The 18,114-nt window shown below is 40.4% G+C and carries 19 protein-coding genes; 9 read left to right on the plus strand and 10 right to left on the minus strand.

Annotation, left to right across the window (positions count from 1 at the left end):
• Nucleotides 1–39 precede the first annotated feature (39 nt).
• A complete protein-coding gene (locus V7S74_RS02870) occupies nucleotides 40–2,868 on the plus strand; it encodes a M16 family metallopeptidase (protein WP_406777257.1) in 2,829 nt (942 codons plus the stop codon).
• Nucleotides 2,869–2,935: 67 nt separating this feature from the next.
• Here V7S74_RS02870 and V7S74_RS02875 read toward each other — a convergent pair whose 3' ends face one another.
• Genes V7S74_RS02875 through sufC form a run of 6 tightly spaced genes read right to left on the minus strand, consistent with a single transcriptional unit; the run spans nucleotide 2,936 to nucleotide 7,339 of the window.
• Entirely contained in the window at nucleotides 2,936–3,349 is a 414-nt protein-coding gene (locus tag V7S74_RS02875; RefSeq protein WP_406777258.1) for a BrxA/BrxB family bacilliredoxin, read from the minus strand.
• Nucleotides 3,350–3,384: 35 nt separating this feature from the next.
• Nucleotides 3,385–3,696 (minus strand): iron-sulfur cluster assembly protein, encoded by a 312-nt coding sequence (locus V7S74_RS02880; RefSeq protein WP_223131844.1) that lies wholly within the window; start codon nucleotides 3,694–3,696, stop codon nucleotides 3,385–3,387.
• 31 nt (nucleotides 3,697–3,727) lie between these two features.
• Nucleotides 3,728–4,144, minus strand: a complete 417-nt coding sequence (locus tag V7S74_RS02885; RefSeq protein ID WP_406777259.1) for a SufE family protein — start codon at nucleotides 4,142–4,144, stop codon at nucleotides 3,728–3,730.
• A complete protein-coding gene (locus tag V7S74_RS02890; RefSeq protein WP_406777260.1) occupies nucleotides 4,145–5,371 on the minus strand; it encodes a SufS family cysteine desulfurase in 1,227 nt (408 codons plus the stop codon).
• Between the two features lie 2 nt (nucleotides 5,372–5,373).
• Complete coding sequence (gene sufD, locus V7S74_RS02895) at nucleotides 5,374–6,585, minus strand: Fe-S cluster assembly protein SufD (protein ID WP_406777261.1); 1,212 nt, start codon at nucleotides 6,583–6,585, stop codon at nucleotides 5,374–5,376.
• Between the two features lies 1 nt (nucleotide 6,586).
• Nucleotides 6,587–7,339, minus strand: a complete 753-nt coding sequence (gene sufC, locus V7S74_RS02900) for a Fe-S cluster assembly ATPase SufC (protein WP_406777262.1) — start codon at nucleotides 7,337–7,339, stop codon at nucleotides 6,587–6,589.
• Between the two features lie 162 nt (nucleotides 7,340–7,501).
• On the opposite strand from sufC, the gene V7S74_RS02905 reads away from it, so the two are divergent.
• Nucleotides 7,502–7,828 carry a HesB/IscA family protein gene (locus V7S74_RS02905; protein ID WP_406777263.1) on the plus strand — a complete coding sequence of 109 codons (327 nt, stop codon included), beginning with the start codon at nucleotides 7,502–7,504 and terminating at the stop codon, nucleotides 7,826–7,828.
• Here V7S74_RS02905 and V7S74_RS02910 read toward each other — a convergent pair.
• Nucleotides 7,821–8,429: a Maf family protein gene (locus tag V7S74_RS02910; protein ID WP_406777264.1), complete on the minus strand. Its 609-nt coding sequence runs from the start codon at nucleotides 8,427–8,429 to the stop codon at nucleotides 7,821–7,823. The two genes, V7S74_RS02905 and V7S74_RS02910, sit on opposite strands and share 8 nt — an antisense overlap.
• Nucleotides 8,430–8,539: 110 nt before the next feature.
• Here V7S74_RS02910 and V7S74_RS02915 point away from each other — a divergent pair, with 110 nt between their 5' ends.
• From V7S74_RS02915 to V7S74_RS02925, 3 genes are all read left to right on the plus strand, one after another.
• On the plus strand, nucleotides 8,540–9,004 hold the full coding sequence (locus V7S74_RS02915) for a MarR family winged helix-turn-helix transcriptional regulator (protein WP_406777265.1): 465 nt from the start codon (nucleotides 8,540–8,542) through the stop codon (nucleotides 9,002–9,004).
• Nucleotides 9,005–9,016: 12 nt separating this feature from the next.
• Nucleotides 9,017–9,592 (plus strand): YceI family protein, encoded by a 576-nt coding sequence (locus V7S74_RS02920; protein ID WP_406777266.1) that lies wholly within the window; start codon nucleotides 9,017–9,019, stop codon nucleotides 9,590–9,592.
• A gap of 223 nt (nucleotides 9,593–9,815) precedes the next feature.
• Entirely contained in the window at nucleotides 9,816–10,445 is a 630-nt protein-coding gene (locus V7S74_RS02925) for an NAD(P)H-dependent oxidoreductase (protein WP_406777267.1), read from the plus strand.
• 45 nt (nucleotides 10,446–10,490) lie between these two features.
• Here V7S74_RS02925 and V7S74_RS02930 read toward each other — a convergent pair whose 3' ends face one another.
• Together V7S74_RS02930 and V7S74_RS02935 are read right to left on the minus strand one after the other, a co-directional pair.
• Nucleotides 10,491–11,930 (minus strand): CCA tRNA nucleotidyltransferase, encoded by a 1,440-nt coding sequence (locus V7S74_RS02930; protein ID WP_406777268.1) that lies wholly within the window; start codon nucleotides 11,928–11,930, stop codon nucleotides 10,491–10,493.
• Nucleotides 11,931–12,494, minus strand: a complete 564-nt coding sequence (locus tag V7S74_RS02935; protein ID WP_406777269.1) for an L-threonylcarbamoyladenylate synthase — start codon at nucleotides 12,492–12,494, stop codon at nucleotides 11,931–11,933.
• A gap of 103 nt (nucleotides 12,495–12,597) precedes the next feature.
• On the opposite strand from V7S74_RS02935, the gene argS reads away from it, so the two are divergent.
• From argS to V7S74_RS02955, 4 genes are read left to right on the plus strand one after another with little or no spacing between them, the layout of a single operon-like run.
• A complete protein-coding gene (argS, locus tag V7S74_RS02940; RefSeq protein ID WP_406777270.1) occupies nucleotides 12,598–14,367 on the plus strand; it encodes an arginine--tRNA ligase in 1,770 nt (589 codons plus the stop codon).
• A 46-nt stretch (nucleotides 14,368–14,413) separates the two neighbouring features.
• Nucleotides 14,414–14,992 (plus strand): glutathione peroxidase, encoded by a 579-nt coding sequence (locus V7S74_RS02945; RefSeq protein ID WP_406777271.1) that lies wholly within the window; start codon nucleotides 14,414–14,416, stop codon nucleotides 14,990–14,992.
• A 2-nt stretch (nucleotides 14,993–14,994) separates the two neighbouring features.
• A complete protein-coding gene (gene menA, locus V7S74_RS02950; protein ID WP_406777272.1) occupies nucleotides 14,995–15,903 on the plus strand; it encodes a 1,4-dihydroxy-2-naphthoate octaprenyltransferase in 909 nt (302 codons plus the stop codon).
• Nucleotides 15,904–15,934: 31 nt separating this feature from the next.
• Nucleotides 15,935–17,287: a tetratricopeptide repeat protein gene (locus tag V7S74_RS02955; protein WP_406777273.1), complete on the plus strand. Its 1,353-nt coding sequence runs from the start codon at nucleotides 15,935–15,937 to the stop codon at nucleotides 17,285–17,287.
• Here the strand turns inward: V7S74_RS02955 and V7S74_RS02960 are convergent.
• Nucleotides 17,284–18,057: an AMP nucleosidase gene (locus V7S74_RS02960; RefSeq protein WP_406777274.1), complete on the minus strand. Its 774-nt coding sequence runs from the start codon at nucleotides 18,055–18,057 to the stop codon at nucleotides 17,284–17,286. The two genes, V7S74_RS02955 and V7S74_RS02960, sit on opposite strands and share 4 nt — an antisense overlap.
• Nucleotides 18,058–18,114: the final 57 nt, after the last annotated feature.

Here is an 18,114-nt window from a genome sequence, read left to right on the forward strand (position 1 = left end):
TTTATTTCTATTTTTCGAGTCAATAAACAAAATACCCCTATGAAGAAAATCATTCTATCGGGTTTACTACTTTGTCTCTTGCAGCCTGCAATTGCACAACCTAAACCCACTCCATCAACACAAAAGGCGTCCGCTAGCCTTCCTATCCCTGAAAAGGTGACCGAAGCGGAGGGAATAACAGAATACAAGCTAGCCAATGGCTTGAAGGTTTTATTATTCCCAGATCCTTCAAAGCAAACCATTACGGTGAACATCACCTATTTAGTAGGTTCTCGTCACGAGGGTTACGGTGAAACAGGTATGTCTCACTTATTAGAGCATATGGTGTTTAAAGGAACGAAAGAAAAACACAAGGAAGTAGCGAAAGAAATCTCTGACCACGGTGCTCAATTCAACGGAACTACCTGGTTAGATCGTACAAACTACTTCGAAACTTTCGCAGCGACAGACGAAAATCTAGATTGGGCTTTAGATATGGAAGCTGATCGTATGATCAATTCTCGTATTGCTAAAAGCGAATTAGAAACCGAAATGACGGTTGTTCGTAATGAGTTCGAGCGTGGAGAGAATGATCCAGGAAGCGTATTAATGGAGCGTATCGTTTCTACCGCTTTCTTATGGCATAACTACGGTAACTCGACCATTGGAGCTCGTTCTGACATCGAAAAAGTGCCTATCGAGAATTTACAGGCATATTACCGCAAGTACTACCAGCCAGATAACGCAGTATTATTAGTAGCAGGTAAATTCGATGCCATCAAAACATTGAAATTGATCAACGAGAAATTCGGTGTAATTCCTCGCCCTGAGCGTGTTTTAACTCCTACTTTCACGGCTGAGCCTACGCAAGATGGAGAGAGAGATGTTACTTTACGTCGTGTGGGTGATGTGCAAGTAGTGGGTATGGCTTACCATATTCCATCTGGCTTACACCCTGACTATGTGGCTGTTGATGTCATGACTGACTTGTTAACAGATGCGCCGTCTGGACGTTTATACAAAGCGTTGATCGATACAAAGAAAGCGAGTAGCCAGTTTGGTATGACTTTCCAATTGAAAGAACCAGGTCTTGTGTACTTCGGTTCAGAGGTATTAAAAGAGAAATCAGTTGATTCTGTTCGTCAAATCATGATTAATACGATTGAGAATTTTGCCAAAACTCCTCCAACTAAAGAAGAGGTTGATCGCATTAAGACAAAAGGAATCAAGAATATCGAGCTATTATTAAACAACGCACAGCGTGTAGGTGTAGGTCTTTCTGAATTCATTGCTCAAGGCGATTGGCGTTTATTATTCCATACACGTAATCAATTAGAGAAAATCACTCCTGCTGACATCCAACGTGTGGCTGCTGCTTATTTCAAATCATCTAATCGTACTTCTGGTACTTTCTATCCTACAGAAAAACCAGAGCGTGCTGAGATTCCAGAAGCGAAGGATGTAGCAACTATCCTAAAAGATTTCAAACCTAAAGCGGCTGTTAGCCAAGGAGAAGCATTTGATCCATCTCCAGCAAACATCGATGCTCGTACGAAAACTGAGAAAATTGGTGGTGTTCAATTAGCGCTTTTATCTAAAAAGACACGTGGTAACTCAGTTTATGCACGTATGACTTTACGTTTTGGCGATGAAAAGTCGTTAATGGGTACTGCAACTGCCGCAGATTTAGCAGCAGATATGTTAACTAAAGGTACAGCGAAACATACTCGTCAACAATTCCAAGATGAATTGGACAAGTTAAAAGCACGTGTTTCTATCTCAGGTGGACCTACGCAAGCGAATATTTCTATTGAGACAACGCGCGAGAATTTAATCCCTGCGATGAAATTAGTAGCTGAGGCATTAAAACAACCGGTATTCCCTGCGGATGAATTCGAGAAGTTAAAACAAGAAAATTTAACGGCAATCGAAGGTCAAAAAAGTGAGCCGCAAGCGAAAGGTTCTGAGGCTTTGGGTCAATTAAGAGCTGGTCACTACGATAAGAAAGATGTTCGCTACCAGCCTACGATGGCAGAGCAAACAGCTAATTATGCCGCAGTAAAACTAGAAGAGTCTGTTAATTTCTACAAGAACTTCTATGGTGCATCTAATGCTACGTTCTCAGCAGTCGGTGATTTCGATGAGAAAGAAGTGAAGGATTTAATTGCAGCAGAATTTGGGAATTGGAAATCTCCAAAACCTTATAAACGTATTGTAGATGAGTTTAAAGAAACAGGAGGAAAAGCGATTTCAATCGAGACACCTGATAAAGCAAACGCCTTCTTCTTAGCTTACCAACCGTTAAAAATCTCTGATAGCGACCCTAACTACGCAGCGCTAGAATTATCTAACTACATGTTAGGTGGTGGTAGTGGCTTGAGCTCTCGTTTAATGAACCGTATCCGTCAAAAAGATGGTTTATCTTATGGTGTGGGTTCACAATTCGTTGCTAGTCCATTAGATCAAAGCGGTGCATTTATCGGATATGCTATCTATGCTCCTGAGAACTTAGCGAAACTAGAATCAGCTTTCAAAGAAGAAATCGAGAAAGTATTGAAAGAAGGTTTCACTCAAAAGGAAATCGATGAGGCTAAGAAATCTTGGTTACAATCTCGTCAAGTAACTCGTTCTCAAGACAACGCATTGGTAGGTAGTTTGAATAGCAACTTATTCTTAGGCCGTAACATGATGTGGTCAGAAGAGTTAGAGAACAAGATTAAGAGCTTAACTCCAGCACAAATTCAAGAGGCTACTCAGAAATCAATCGACTTATTGAAGATGTCCTTCATTAAAGCGGGTGACTATGAAGGCGCTGCTAAGAAAATGGCTGAGAAAGCAAAGAATAGTACTTCAGAATCAGGCGCAATGGGCGGTGCGCCTAAGCAATAATCCTTTCTGAAAGGAAACAAAAAAGGGAGCTTCTTACGAAGCTCCCTTTTTTTATGACTCATTTTTATTAGCAGAATTCGTCAAAAACACCTTCTAAGTGTCCTGCAATCATATCTGCCGAACGACCCTCAATGTGGTGACGCTCTACAAAGTGAACTAATTCACCATCTTTAAACAAGGCGATCGATGGAGATGATGGAGGATAAGGAAGTGTGTATTCACGTGCTTTTTGAACCGCTTCTGGATCTACACCCGCAAAAACCGTCACTAATTGGTTTGGCTTTTTAGCTGAAGCTGCAACTGCATTCTTTACGCCTGGACGTGCTGTAGAAGCAGAACATCCACAAACTGAGTTAAAAAATACCAAGGTTGTACCTGGCTTAGCCATTACGTCTTCCACTTCTGAAGCTGACTTCAATTCTTGGAATCCTCCGGCCACGATATCCATCCGCATAGGATGTACTAAATGTTCTGGATACATATATGTTCTATTTATATTTATTTTTGATAACGCTATTACATAAATCCAAGTTCCAACTTGGCCACTTCTGACATCATATCTTGCTCATAAGGTGGGTCAAAAGTCAATTCAACAGATACCTCCGCAATTCCTTCAATTTCTCTCACCGCCTTTTCAATATCCACAGGAATGCTTTCAGCTGAAGGACAGGAAGGAGATGTTAAAGTCATTAAGATGTACACATTATTCACCGGGAAAATCTTGATTTCATAGATTAATCCGAGTTCATATACATCGACAGGAATTTCTGGGTCATAGACGGTCTTAATCGCCTTAACTACCTTTTCCTTTAATTCTACTTCATTCATTTGACTTGAATTTTCCATTTTAAATAATCGCTTAAGAGAAGGCCAAAGCATAGTGTTGCATTTGTTTTACCATGGAAACTAATCCATTAGAGCGAGTTTGGGCTAAGTGCTGACTCATTCCAATTTGATCAATAAAATATAAATCAGCTGCTAAAATCTCCGCTGGCGTGTGATTAGACAATACCCGAATCAACATCGAGATCATTCCTTTCACGATAATTGCCTCTGAATCAGCTTGAAATACGACTAAATCACCTTGTTTTTCGGCATGTAACCAGACACGGCTTTGGCAGCCCTTAATCACATTCTCCTCCGTCTTATAAGCATCAGACATAGGCGCTAATTTCTTGCCTAGGTCAATCAAATACTCATATTTATCTGCCCAGTCCTCGAAAAGACCAAACTCTTCAATTAATTCTTCTTGAATATCGTTTATCGCCTGTCCCATTTATTGTAACATTTGTAAAGTCTTCTCTAAGCATAAAACAAAGCGATCAATCTCCTCGAAGGTATTGTAGAACGAGAAGGAGGCACGACAAGTTCCTACTAATTCATAACGCTGCATCAAAGGTTGTGCACAGTGATGGCCCGTACGAATCGCAATGCCAAATTTATCTAACAAAACACCGATATCTTGTGGATGAACGCCGTCCACCACAAAAGAGATAACCGCAATCTTTTCAGGGGCAGTACCCACAATCTTTAATCCAGGAATGGATTGTAATTTCTCCGTAGCATAGGCTAATAAAGCCTCTTCCTGAGCTGCAAGCGCCTCTGATGGAATAGCTTGGACGTAATCCAAAGCAGCTCCAAAAGCAATTACATCCGCAATATTTGGTGTTCCTGCTTCAAATTTATAGGGTAATTCATTATAGGTTGTACCATTGAAACTCACTTCTTTGATCATCTCCCCGCCTCCTTGGTAAGGTGGCATGGCCTCTAATAATTCGCGTTTCCCATACAATACGCCCACTCCCGTAGGACCGAACAACTTGTGTGCAGAGAAAACGAAGAAATCTAGATCCAGTGCTTGCACGTCTACCGCTAAGTGAGCGACAGATTGAGCTCCATCGATTAGTACTTTAGCTCCAACTGCATGGGATAATTGGATAATTTCAGCAATCGGATTAATGGTTCCAATGGCATTGGATACATGGTTAACCGCAACAAGTTTTACTTTGGGATTCAATAATCCTTTTAACGCTTCAATATCTAGAACACCTTCATCACTCACCGGAATCACTTTGATCTCTGCCCCTTTCTCCTCCGCAATCATTTGCCAAGGCACAATGTTCGAGTGGTGTTCAAGGTTAGAAACGATGATTTGATCCCCTTTTCCCACATTTGCCCGGCCAAAAGTCTGAGCAACTAAATTAATTCCCGCTGTGGTTCCAGAGGTGAAGATAATTTGGTCTGTAGAGGGTGCGTTTAAGAAAGCAGCTAGCTTTTTTCGCGTTAATTCGTAAGCAGTTGTAGCGCGTTCAGCCAAGGTGTGAATGCCTCGGTGAATATTCGCATTATCCTGCTCATAATAAGCTGTAAGCGCATCCATAACGGCTTTGGGCTTCTGTGTGGTCGCCGCATTATCAAAATAAACCAAAGGCGCTTTGTTCACCTGCTGATGTAAAACAGGGAAATCCGCTCTAATTTGATCTATATTTAATTTTTCCGCCATGATTATATCGCTAAGGAAGTCTGGATTTTAGAAATAATTTTATCTGTCAAACGCAATTTCGTTTCTTCGTGCGAAACGCGATCAATCACTTCTTGAACAAAAGCTAGTAATAATAAAGTTCGTGCATTCGCTAAAGAAATACCTCTTGAACGTAAATAGAACAAGGCTTCCTCATTTAATTGACCCGTAGTCGTTCCGTGAGAACATTTCACATCATCCGCCCAAATCTCTAATTGAGGTTTTGTATTCATCGTTGCCCTGGTAGAAGCCAGAACGTTTTTACAGCTTTGGAAGGCATTCGTCTTTTGTGCATCTGGACGCACAAAAATCTTACCATTAAACACGCCTGTCGCATTCCCCATCAACACGCCTTTGTATAGTTCGTGAGATTCAGAATTCGGTTTGCGGTGATCCACCACCGTATGAGAATCCATTAATTGGTTCTCTCCTGGCACATAAAGTCCATTCAGGTTGGAAACTACATTTTCTCCATCGCTGTAGAAATGTAGATTATTACGCAAATATTCCGCATTCAATGAGAAGGTGAATAAATCCACCTGACTATCAGAAAGCTGTGTAATAAAGGTATGGTCAATGTGAGATGTATTTGCAGCTAAATCTTGTTCCTTCACATAGGTCAAGTTCGCCTTTTCACTCACATAAATTTCTTGAACAAAATTAGATAACACTTCGGCTGATCCCTCCTTCGTAAAAGCGCGTTCGATCAAGGTTAGGGAAGCATCTGCTTCTAAAAACACGATTAATCGGCTTTGAATAGCGGACGCTTTTGAGGCAGACACGATAAAATCGTGTGCGATGGCTTCGTCTACCGAAACGCCTGCCTTCACCCTTAATACCTGAGTATTCGCCACCAAAGCCGTATTTAAATCATACAAAGAGTTCTGATCTAAAATAGGAAGGCGTTGCTCCCATTTCGCTGCAAGTGCTGGATTGGAGGCTAAAAATGCATCGAAAGAGATGAATTCAACTCCGGCAGGCAAAGAACCTTGGAAAATGGTGTTGCCATTTTGAGTTTGCAAATTAGCAGTTGAGGACTCATGTAAGGAAGCGGGAGTCCAATCTAGGTCTTTTTCATTCCAAGACTTAAGGGACGCATACTTCCATTCTTCCCATTTATTGGTGGGAAAACCTTTGGCCTTAAAACGCTCTAATGCCTCCTTCTGAGTCGCTGAGCTTAATTCTGTATACAACATCTTATTCTCCTAAAGCTGAAATGATCCAATCGTATCCGCGCTCCTCTAATTCAAGCGCTAATTCTTTTCCACCTGATTTCACGATTTTTCCTTTGTACAATACGTGAACAAAATCAGGTACGATGTAGTCCAAAAGGCGTTGGTAGTGAGTCACTACAATTGTCGCATTATCTGGGGATTTCAATTTATTAACTCCCTCTGCCACGATACGTAGAGCATCAATGTCTAGTCCAGAGTCCGTCTCGTCCAAAATGGCCAACTTAGGTTCTAAAACCGCCATTTGGAAGATTTCATTTCTTTTTTTCTCACCACCCGAGAAACCTTCGTTTAATGCACGAGACAATAAACTTTGGTCAATATTCACATAGCTCATCTTTTCTTTGAACATCTTCAAAAACTGAACAGCGTCCAAAGCTTCTTCCCCACGGTATTTACGAATTTCATTGACCGCCGACTTCATAAAATTCGTCGTCGATACACCCGGAATTTCTACTGGGTATTGAAAAGCAAGGAATAAACCCTCTGCGGCACGTTCTTCAGGAGCTAGATCTAATAAATCCTTACCCAAAAAGTCAACCGAGCCTCCTGTCACCTCATAATCCTCACGTCCGGCTAAAACAGACGCTAAAGTTGATTTACCTGAACCATTCGGCCCCATGATCGCGTGAACTTCTCCCGCTTTGATCTCTAAATTAATCCCCTTCAAGATTTCCTTCTCCCCTATTCTTGCTTGTAAATTCTTTATTGAAAGCATGGTATGTGTTTTTAATCTGGCTATTTTACTCCAATTGAAACGCAAAATTAAGGCCAATGGTTTTGAAAAACTAGACTTTATTTAGATTCACTCTAAATAAATGATTTTTTTAGGGAATTTTTTCTTATTTTTGTGTCGGAAATTTATCAAAATAGAGCCAACATGATCACGATAACAGATTTAGCAGCCAATAGAATTAAAGAATTGCGTTCTAAAGAAGGTTTAACGGAGGAATTTAACATCCGCGTGGCTGTAGAAGGTGGCGGTTGCTCTGGCTTGATGTATAATTTGGATTTCGCAGCAGAGCCACAAGCTAACGATATGATTTTCGAAGATAAAGGGGTGAAAGTAATGGTCGACAAAAAGTCCATTCTTTATTTAGCAGGCACTGAATTAGACTTTTCTGATGGTCTAAATGGCAAAGGTTTCCAATTCAAAAACCCGAATGCAAGTCGTACTTGTGGATGCGGAGAAAGTTTCTCTATCTAATTAATAACTGCTTCCCGTCCAGAATATACGGTTTCATCAATTGATACACCTCATAGATGGGTAGGCCCATCACCGTGTAGAATGATCCTTGAATAGATTCAATCCCTACCATTCCTAGGTAGTCTTGGACACCATAAGAACCAGCTTTGTCCATACAAGAACCCTCTCTGACATAAAAATCAATTTCCCATTCTTCGAAAGTTCTGAATTTAACTAGAGCTGAATCCGCTTTCGTAAATAAGCCTTGTGGAGTATGAAGAGCTATTCCAGTCACAACCTCGTGTGATTTACCAGAAAGTTTCTGTAGCATTTGAATGGCTTCCGATTTATCTGATGGCTTATTTAATAGCTCATTTTCAAGAATTACCACGGTATCCGCCGCTAGAACCAAGGTCGATGGAGAAATCCGAGCTAGTTCACTGGCTTTTCTTTCTGCCAAATGCACAGGCACCTCTTGTGGTTTCATGGCCGCATCGAACGACTCATCCACATCACTGGGCAACACCGAAAATTCAAAACCCGCATTACGAAGAATCTCTTTTCTACGAGGGGAATTAGAAGCTAGGACAAATGGATATTGGAGGGATAAGGAATTCTGCATGTTCAAAAATAGGTCAAAAATTAAAATTTTCAGGATTTAACAATAATTTAATTTTAATTCACTTGCATTTAATGTAATTACATTTAATTTTGCTACATCAAATTTTAGTCATGGGTATTTCCGAGGATTTAAAACAGAGTAATTTCCAGTCTGAGGCACAAAAAGCCATTGTTAATGCGATCTATACGGGAAACTGGATAGTGCAAAAACAACAAGAGCTTTTGAAACCTTTTGGCCTTACCGTACAACAATACAATGTTCTCCGGATTTTAAAAGGACAACATGGCAACCCGATGACCGTTCTAGCCATTACGGAACGCATGTTAGATAAAATGTCGAACGCATCGCGCTTAGTGGACAAATTATTAGAAAAGAAATTAGTACTTCGCCGGGAATGTCCTCAAGATCGCCGAGCAGTTGATATCCTAATTCTCCCAGCTGGATTAGATTTATTAAAAGAAGTAGACCAAGTTCAACAAGATTGGGGAAAACATTTCGATGCTTTAGGCGTTAAAAGACTCGAAGAAATGAACCAACTATTGGACGAATTTAGAACAGTATTTTCTCACAATTAAACAATAAATTATATGAAATCTGTAAAAGTAGTAATCGCAACCTTGGCTTTAGGCCTAATCACTTTCGCTGGAGTAGCTGCACCGAAAGTAGTGAACGTTAACAAGTCAGCTAGTTCAATCGCTTGGTTAGCTAAGAAAGTAACTGGCGAGCACAATGGTACAGTAGGCATCTCTGCTGGTGCATTGAATGTAAACGGAAACAAATTAATCGGTGGAAACTTCACAATTGATTTGAAAACAATCAAGGCTCTAGATATCACAGATCCAGGTTACAACCAAAAATTCATCGGACACATTACTTCTGGTGACTTCTTCGAAATCGAAAAATTCCCAACAGCTTCTTTCGTTATCACTAAAGTGGCAGGTAACCAAGTTACTGGTAATTTGACAGTAAAAGGAATCACAAAATCAATCACTTTCCCAGCAGAAATCGCTGTTAAAGGTGGTAAAGTGACAGCTAAAGCTAACATCACCATCGATCGTACTGACTTCAACATCAAATACGGTTCAAAGAAATTCTTTGATTCGATTGGGGATAAGGCGATTTATGATGATTTCGCTCTTACCGTTTCTTTAGTTTCAGAATAAATTTAAATAGGGGGCTGTAAAATGGCCTACGTCATATTTTATACGCCCCCTATTCAAATTTATTCAATACTCAAGAAACTCTTTCGCTCTCTTAATTGAGCGCAGGAGTAAAAGAAATTGATTTTATTTATTTGATAAATTATCAAGGCTTATTCGTAGAAAATATGTCGTAGGCCATTTTCCAGAATAAGCCTTGAAATTTAGCTATAACAAGAAAAACATTATGTCTTTAATCGACTCATTATCTTGGCGCTACGCCACAAAAAGAATGACAGGAAACAAAGTTTCCGCAGAAAAAATTGATGCTTTATTAGAAGCAATCCGCCTTTCAGCATCTGGATTTGGTTTACAACCTTACAAAATTTTGGTGATTGAGAATCCAGAATTAAAAGCTAAAATTCAACCTATTGCTTATGGTCAACCACAAGCAGTTGAATCATCTCATTTATTAGTTTTCGCAGCTTGGAATGATATCACTGAAGCTCAAATCGATGCTTTCATCCAATTAGTGGCTGATACTCGTGGTTTATCAGTTGATATGCTAGGTGATTACCGTGGAGCTATTGCTGGATCCTTATTAGGTCGTACAGTAGAAGCAAAACAAAACTGGGCAGATCGCCAAGCTTATTTAGCGATGGGAACGGCTCTTGCTGCGGCAGGTGAATTAAAAATCGACACAACACCAATGGAAGGATTTATTCCCGCTCAACTAGACGAATTATTAGGTTTAGACGCAATGGGATTACACTCTGTGTTAATCTTAGCCGTAGGTGAGCGTGATGCAGCGAATGACTTTATGGCTAATGCCGCTAAGGTTCGTTATGCAAAAGAAGATTTAGTGATCAACTTGTAATCAGTTCGCTCAAAAAAGAAAAGGCTCCGAATTTCGGAGCCTTTTTTAGTTTATATCCGTTAAAGAAATAACGGGCTTGAGGTCTAGCTTTCTACCTTCTTCGATCAGCAGATCCCAACCAGAGGCTAATTCGTTTCGAATCACGCCTTCCAGTACTGCCTCCCGCATGGCGATTTTAATCAATCCAATTTCGCGACCAGGTCCGATATCAAAAACTTGCATAATTATTTCGCCCGAGAATACGGGTTGGAAATTCCGTAAGGAATCACTCGCCTCTACCTCTTTTAGTTTTTGTTCTACAATATCAAAATTGCGGAGATAACGTTTGACTTTGTCGCCATTTTTAGACGTAATATCTGCCCGACATAAAGTCATTAAGGCCTCAAGTTCTTCGCCTGCTTCGAATAAGAGGCGACGTAAAGCGGAAGCTGTGATTTCTTCTTTAGAGAGAGCGATGGGGCGTAAATGAAGGCGAACCAGCTTTTGGACCAGCTTCATCTTTTCATTTAAGGGCAATTTCAAGCGTTTGAAAATGTTGGGAACCTGGCGGGCACCCATTTCTTCGTGGCCATGAAAAGTCCAGCCTTTGCCTTGAGCGAAACGCTTGGTTTGCGGTTTAGCAATATCATGTAAAATCGCAGCCCAGCGCCACCAGAGGTCGTTCGTATTCTCCGAAATATTATCTAATACCTGTAAAGTATGGTAAAAATTGTCTTTATGTCCTTTACCATCTTCCGTGTCAACTCCCTTTAATTTCATAAACTCTGGGAAGATTATCGGTAGGATTTCACAGGCATCCAATAAAAGAAAGCCGTAAGACGGTTTTTTACATAAAATCATTTTGTTAAGCTCGTCGGAAATTCGCTCCATCGAAATGATGGACAAGCGATCTTTCTCCGTTTTTAAGGCCTCAAAAGTCTCAGGGTAAATATCGAAACCAAGCTGTGCTGCAAAACGAACAGCGCGCATCATACGCAGAGGATCATCTGAAAAGGTAATTCCTGGAGCAAGCGGAGTGCGAATGATTTTGGCTTTCAAATCATCCAATCCATTAAATGGGTCTAATAATTTCCCCCAATGCGCTTTATTCAATTGCACCGCCATGGCATTTATGGTGAAATCGCGGCGGTTTTGGTCGTCTTCTAAAGACCCTTCCTCTACGACAGGCTTACGAGAATCCCGGTTATAGGATTCTTTTCTGGCACCCACGAATTCAAGATCCCAGTCATCGACTTTGATCATTGCCGTACCAAAATTTTTAAAAACCGAAACGGCGTGTTCTGGTAAATCAAATTCTTTAGCAACTTCTAATGCTAAATCAATCCCTGAACCAATACATACGACATCAATGTCCTTACACTCTCGACCTAAAATCGCATCACGCACATAGCCACCGATGACATAACTATCTACCCCCAAACGATCAGCCGCTAAGCCGATTTTGGAAAATATAGGATCCGCGACTATCTCCTTCCCTTCTATCATCTAACCTCTGATTAATTTATAATCGCCGTGCAAACCTAATTGAACGATTTTACTTGCTTTTTTTGCCGGGCCCTCGCCTGCTGGATTCTCTAACACATGAGCTACCCCTGTTACAATGGAAGGAGCAATGCCTGCAAAATTCAAAGGTGAAGGCTCTCCAGAAAGATTCGCAGACGTGGATACGATCCCTCTTTGGTAGCGATAAACCAAACCTTTGCAAAACTCCTCCTTAACTAGGCGAATGGCAATACTGCCATCTAGCCCCAATAACAAAGGGGAAACGTTTTTTCCTTTGGGATATATAACTGTCAAAGGATCCTCCGCAAATTCAACCAGGTCCCAAGCAATATCCGGCACCTGCTCTACATACTCACTTAATTGCTCGATTTTAGAAATCAACAAAATCAATCCCTTGTTCGCAGGCCTGTTTTTGAGTTCGAGAATCTTTTCAATAGCTGCTTCATTACGGGCATCACATCCTAAACCCCAAATTGTGTCACTGGGGTATAATAATACGCCTCCAGCTTTTAAAGTTTGAATCGCTTCGTGGTATATATTTTGCATAATTGTCACAAAGGTAAGATTAATTTATTCATTTCTGAGCGGGAGAGACAAGGTTTAGAGTGATTTTAGCTACCTTTGCAGATTGACAAATCAGACCCTTTTCATGTCGAGCATACAACAACAATTACAAGAGCAATTAGCTAAAGGCCTACACGAATTATTCAGCATCGAAGTAACTGAAATCGTTTTACAAGAGACGAAAAAAGAGTTCGAAGGTGCGTATACCCTCGTTGTTTTCCCCTATACAAAACAAGCAGGCAAAGCTCCTGCAGCCATTGCTACTGATTTAGGGAACTATTTGTTAGCGAATTGTTCCATCGTAAAAGCCTTCCAAGTGGTTCAAGGTTTCTTGAATATTTCAATTCATGATTCGGCTTGGTTAAGCGTTTTAGCAGAGGTAGCCTCAGATAAAAATCCTTTCCAATTAGCATCAAAAGGGGAAAAAGTATTGATCGAATACTCGTCTCCTAACACCAATAAACCATTACACTTAGGTCATTTACGCAATAACTTTCTTGGATTCTCCGTGGCGCAGATTCTTGCCGCTGGGGGATACGAAGTGGTTAAAACGAATTTAGTAAACGACCGTGGAATTCATATTTGTAAGTCCATGTTAGCCTACCAGCTTTTTGGCAATCAGGAAACTCCAGAATCTACGGGTATCAAAGGGGATCATTTAGTAGGTAAATATTACGTTGCTTTCGATGTGGAATACAAGAAGGAGATCAAAGAATTGATGGCCACGGGTTTAGACGAGGAGCAAGCGAAAAAGCAGGCCCCTATCCTATTGCAAGCGCAAGAAATGCTTTTGAAATGGGAACAAGGCGATGAAGAGGTGATGAATTTGTGGAATACGATGAACTCTTGGGTATTTGCGGGTTTTGAGAAATCCTACCAAACTATGGGCGTTTCCTTCGATAAAATCTACCGGGAATCGAATACTTATTTATTAGGAAAACAATTAGTGGATGAGGGATTAGCTTCAGGTGTATTTTTCCAAAAGCCCGATGGATCTGTTTGGATCAATTTAGAAACCGAAGGTTTAGACGAGAAACTAGTCTTACGTAAGGACGGAACGTCTGTTTATATCACGCAAGACATGGGAACCGCGCAATTAAAATACGAGGATTTCAAAGCAAATCAATCGGTTTATGTGGTGGGAAACGAGCAAGATTACCATTTTGAGGTATTATTCCATATCCTGAAGAAATTAAACAAGCCCTTTTCTCAAGGTAACTTCCACCTTTCTTATGGCATGGTGGATCTTCCAAGCGGTAAGATGAAATCCCGTGAAGGAACTGTCGTGGATGCGGATGATTTAATGGCTGAGATGATCCAAACGGCGAAAGATCGCACCTTGGAATTAGGCAAGATCGATGGTTTTACGGAAGCAGAATCGAATGAACTATTTCACAACCTTGGTTTAGGTGCGTTGAAATACTTCCTGTTGAAAGTCGAACCGAAAAAACGCATGCTATTCAATCCAGAGGAATCGATTGATTTCCAAGGAAATACGGGACCATTCATCCAATATACACACGCTAGAATTTGTTCAATCCTGCGCAAAGGAGGAGACATTAAACCAGTCGTTACCGATTCAGAATTGGCGAACTCAGAACAAGAATTAATTTATTTATTAGGCGAATACAAGGCAATAATCGGACAGGCTGCAGCTAATTTTGCTCCTTCCGTAATTGCGAATTATGCCTTCGATTTAGCGAAAACTTTCAATAAATTTTACAATGAAATAACTATCCTATCAGAGGAAAATGAGGTGAAGCGAAACATTCGACTTACCTTAGCGGAGCTGACAGGAAAAACAATTCAGCATGCTACCTCGTTATTAGGTATAGTTTCACCTAATCGAATGTAATTTGAAACGTAAATACCTTTACCTCACCATTTTAATACTTATCATTATGATAGCAAGTTTTATGAAAATCGGATCGTTATTAACGGCTTTGGCCCTACCATTCACACAAAAAACCGTCTTAAACAGACCAGAAAAAATGGAAATTACTGCAGCAGCGAACTTTCACTCTTTCAAAATGAAAGGAATCGATGGAAAAGAGATTGATTTCTCTCAGTTTAAAGGCAAGAAAGTGATTGTGTTGAACACAGCTTCTAAATGTGGTTATACGCCACAATATGCAGACTGGGAAAAATTCCACAAAGCAAATAAAGACATCGTTATTCTAGGTTTCCCAGCAAATGAATTTGGGGGACAAGAGCCAGGTACGAATGATGAAATTGCTTCATTCTGCTCATTAAATTACGGTGTTTCTTTCCAAATGATGGAAAAAGTCGTTGTTAAGGGGTCTGGAAAATGTGATCTTTACCAATGGCTTTCAGACAAATCAAAGAATGGTTGGAATGAAAAAGAGCCTAGCTGGAACTTCTGCAAATATATCATCAACGAAAAAGGTGAATTGCAAAATTTCTTTGCTTCGGGCATCAAACCAAACAGTCCTGAATTTTTAGCTGCCATAGGAAAATAAGAATGAATAGATGGGTAGATGCGGCGAGACCAAGAACCTTACCGTTAGCAGTTGGAAGTATATTATTAGGTAATTTCTTAGCCTATGCGCAAGAAAAATTTGATCTAAGAATTGCCTTATTAGCTACTGTAACCACCCTTTTATTACAAATACTATCCAATTTTGCGAATGATTTAGGCGACTTCTCGAATGGAGTTGATAATGCAGATCGCAAAGTAGCTTTAAGAGCTGTCCAAACAGGGAAAATTAGTCAAGAAGAGATGAAGGCTGCTGTTATTTTAACGGCGGCCTTTGCTTTTTTGTCTGGTCTGGCCCTACTATATCTAGGCTTAAAAGATGCTCCCCTAGAGGTTTGGGGTACTTTTTTAGGCTTAGGAGTCGCTTCCATAGCAGCTGCAATTGCCTATACCGTGGGTAAACGCCCTTATGGTTATATGGGATTAGGCGACTTATCCGTTTTCTTGTTTTTCGGCTTAATTGGAACGGCAGGTACCTATTATCTTCAGACATTTAGTTTAAATCTAGCCCTATTTCTACCAGCTTCCGGTTGTGGATTTCTTTCGGTAGCCGTATTAAACCTGAATAATTTACGCGATATTGAAAATGATATCAAGACTGGGAAAAACTCGATACCCGTTAGAATTGGCAAAACATTCGGGTTTTACTACCAGAAATTCTTGTACCTAGCGGCCATTACCTGCTTTTACGCCTATCCATTTGTGGCTGGAATCAAGGTAAATGGAGTACAACAACTATTGATAGTCGGCATTTATCCCATCATACAACTTTTCCGTGAATTGCATTCGGGAATGAGTGCTGCTCAAATTGATCCATATTTGAAAAAAACGGCCTTGAGGACCTTGTTTTTGATACTTGTTTTTGGGGCAATTCAAATTTTAACAAGCCAGTAATTTCGCTTATTTTTACAAAAAATAAGATTCTATGAAATTACGCAGCGGAATTCTAACTCTCGCTTTAATTGGCTTTAGCTTATCTCTTTTAGCTCAGACAACTGAAATTAGTTATTTAGAGCTAGGTTTAAACCAAAATAAAACCGGGAATTACGCCGACGCATTACGCAATTTCACCTTAGAAATCGAAAAAACGGCTGCGAATCCAAATCCGATTGCCTTTTACAACCGGGGCTTCGCTAAATACAACTTGAAGGATTTTCAAGGAGCTATTTTGGACTTCAACAAAGCTCTTGAATTAAAACCTAATTACTTTGAAGCATTTATTGCCCGTGGCCAAAGCTATAGCAAACAAGATAACCATCCCCTTGCCATTCAAGATTATAATGAAGCTATTCGCCTCAATCCATTAGAAGGAACCGCTTATTTCAGCCGCGGTTTGTCGAAGAATAAATTAGAAAACTTCCGAGCTGCCATTACCGATTTTAATAAATCCTTAGAATTAGTTCCTGATTATGCGCCTACATTAGCCGCTAGAGCAGACAGTAAAGCTAAATTAGGCGATTTTGCAGGCAGTATTGAAGATTATAACAAGGCCATCGAAATCACACCAAAGCGCACGAACTACTTATCTGGTCGTGCTTTTGCCAAAATGAAAATAGCTGATTTCAAAGGAGCTTTGGCTGATTTCAGCGAAGTCATCAAATTAAATCCTGATAGAGCTGAAGAATGGTATTATTCTGGCTTCTGCAAAGCTCAACTAGAAAACTACAGAGGGGAAAACGGGGAGAAAGGCGCCTTAGAAGACTTCAACAAGGCTTTAGAATTAGATCCAGAAATGATCGAAGCGATGTATGGCCGAGGTTTTGTTAAGTCCAAATTAGGGGACCCAAGAGGTGCCATGGAGGACTTTACCCGTGCTATCGAATTTGGAAACAATGAAAATGCGAAAATACTTTACACGGCAAAACTGGGCAAAATTCAATTAGATGAATTGCGCAATGGGCTAGTCGATCGCACGAAAATGAGTGATATGAGTGCTAGCCGAGCAGAGGTATTCTTCCACCGTGGGCTAGCAAAATCTAAATCAGGAGACCCGAAAAGTGCCATTGATGATTATAACCGCGCTATTTCACTTCAGCCCACTTATGCAGATGCCTATTTCCAACGAGGTATCGCTAAATCAAATCTGGGAGATCAAAGAAATGCGATTCAAGACTGCAACAATGCGATCGACTTAAATGGAAAATATGCAGAAGCCTATTTCATCCGTGGAATCATCAAACTTGCCTTGAATGACACTACAGGCTGTCTAGACTTAAGTAAATCAGGTGAATTAGGCTATACAGCGGCTTATACGGTTATTCGCGACTTCTGTAATTAATCGAAACGTAAGTGTTTCACCGATTCTCCCGAATTCGCTAATTCCTCTAGGGAATCAATTCCTATCTGCAGGTGTTTTTGCACAAAGTTTTCCGTGACTTTTTTATCACTCGCATCCGTTTTTACCCCATCAGGTGTCATTGGATTATCAGAGACTAACAATAGGGCTCCGTGTGGTATTTTATTCTTAAAACCCACTGTAAAAATAGTGGCCGTTTCCATATCAATTCCCATCGCTCGAATATCCGATAAATAGGTTTTAAATACCTCATCGTGCTCCCAAACACGGCGATTTGTGGTGTAGATCAATCCGGTCCAATAATCTAATTCATGCTTCTTTATCATCGAAGAAACAGCCCTTTGCAAACGGAAAGAGGGTAGCGCTGGCACTTCTTTGGGCATATACTCATCTGATGTTCCCTCGCCACGAACAGCTGCGATAGGTAAAATCAAATCTCCTAACGCTAAATTCTTCTTCAAACCACCGCATTTCCCTAAAAACAAAACTGCTTTAGGCGTAATAGCAGATAAAATATCCATCACTGTGGCCGCCATGGGTGAACCCATGCCAAAATTAATAATCGTAATGTTATGTGCCGTTGCTGTCTGCATAGGACGATCATTCCCCTTGATTTCCACCCCGAATTTCTCCGCAAACATATCCACGTAATTCTTGAAATTAGTCAATAAAATATACTGCCCAAATGCATCCGCATTCGTACCCGTGTAGCGTGGTAACCAATTCTGAACAATTTCCTCTTTCGTTTTCATATTTATACGCGCATTTGTGATGAATTAATAAAGCAAAAAGATTAATTTAGAAGTTAG

It is taken from the genome of Aquirufa novilacunae, from assembly GCF_045310505.1.
In the GTDB taxonomy this organism is placed as follows: domain Bacteria; phylum Bacteroidota; class Bacteroidia; order Cytophagales; family Spirosomataceae; genus Aquirufa; species Aquirufa novilacunae.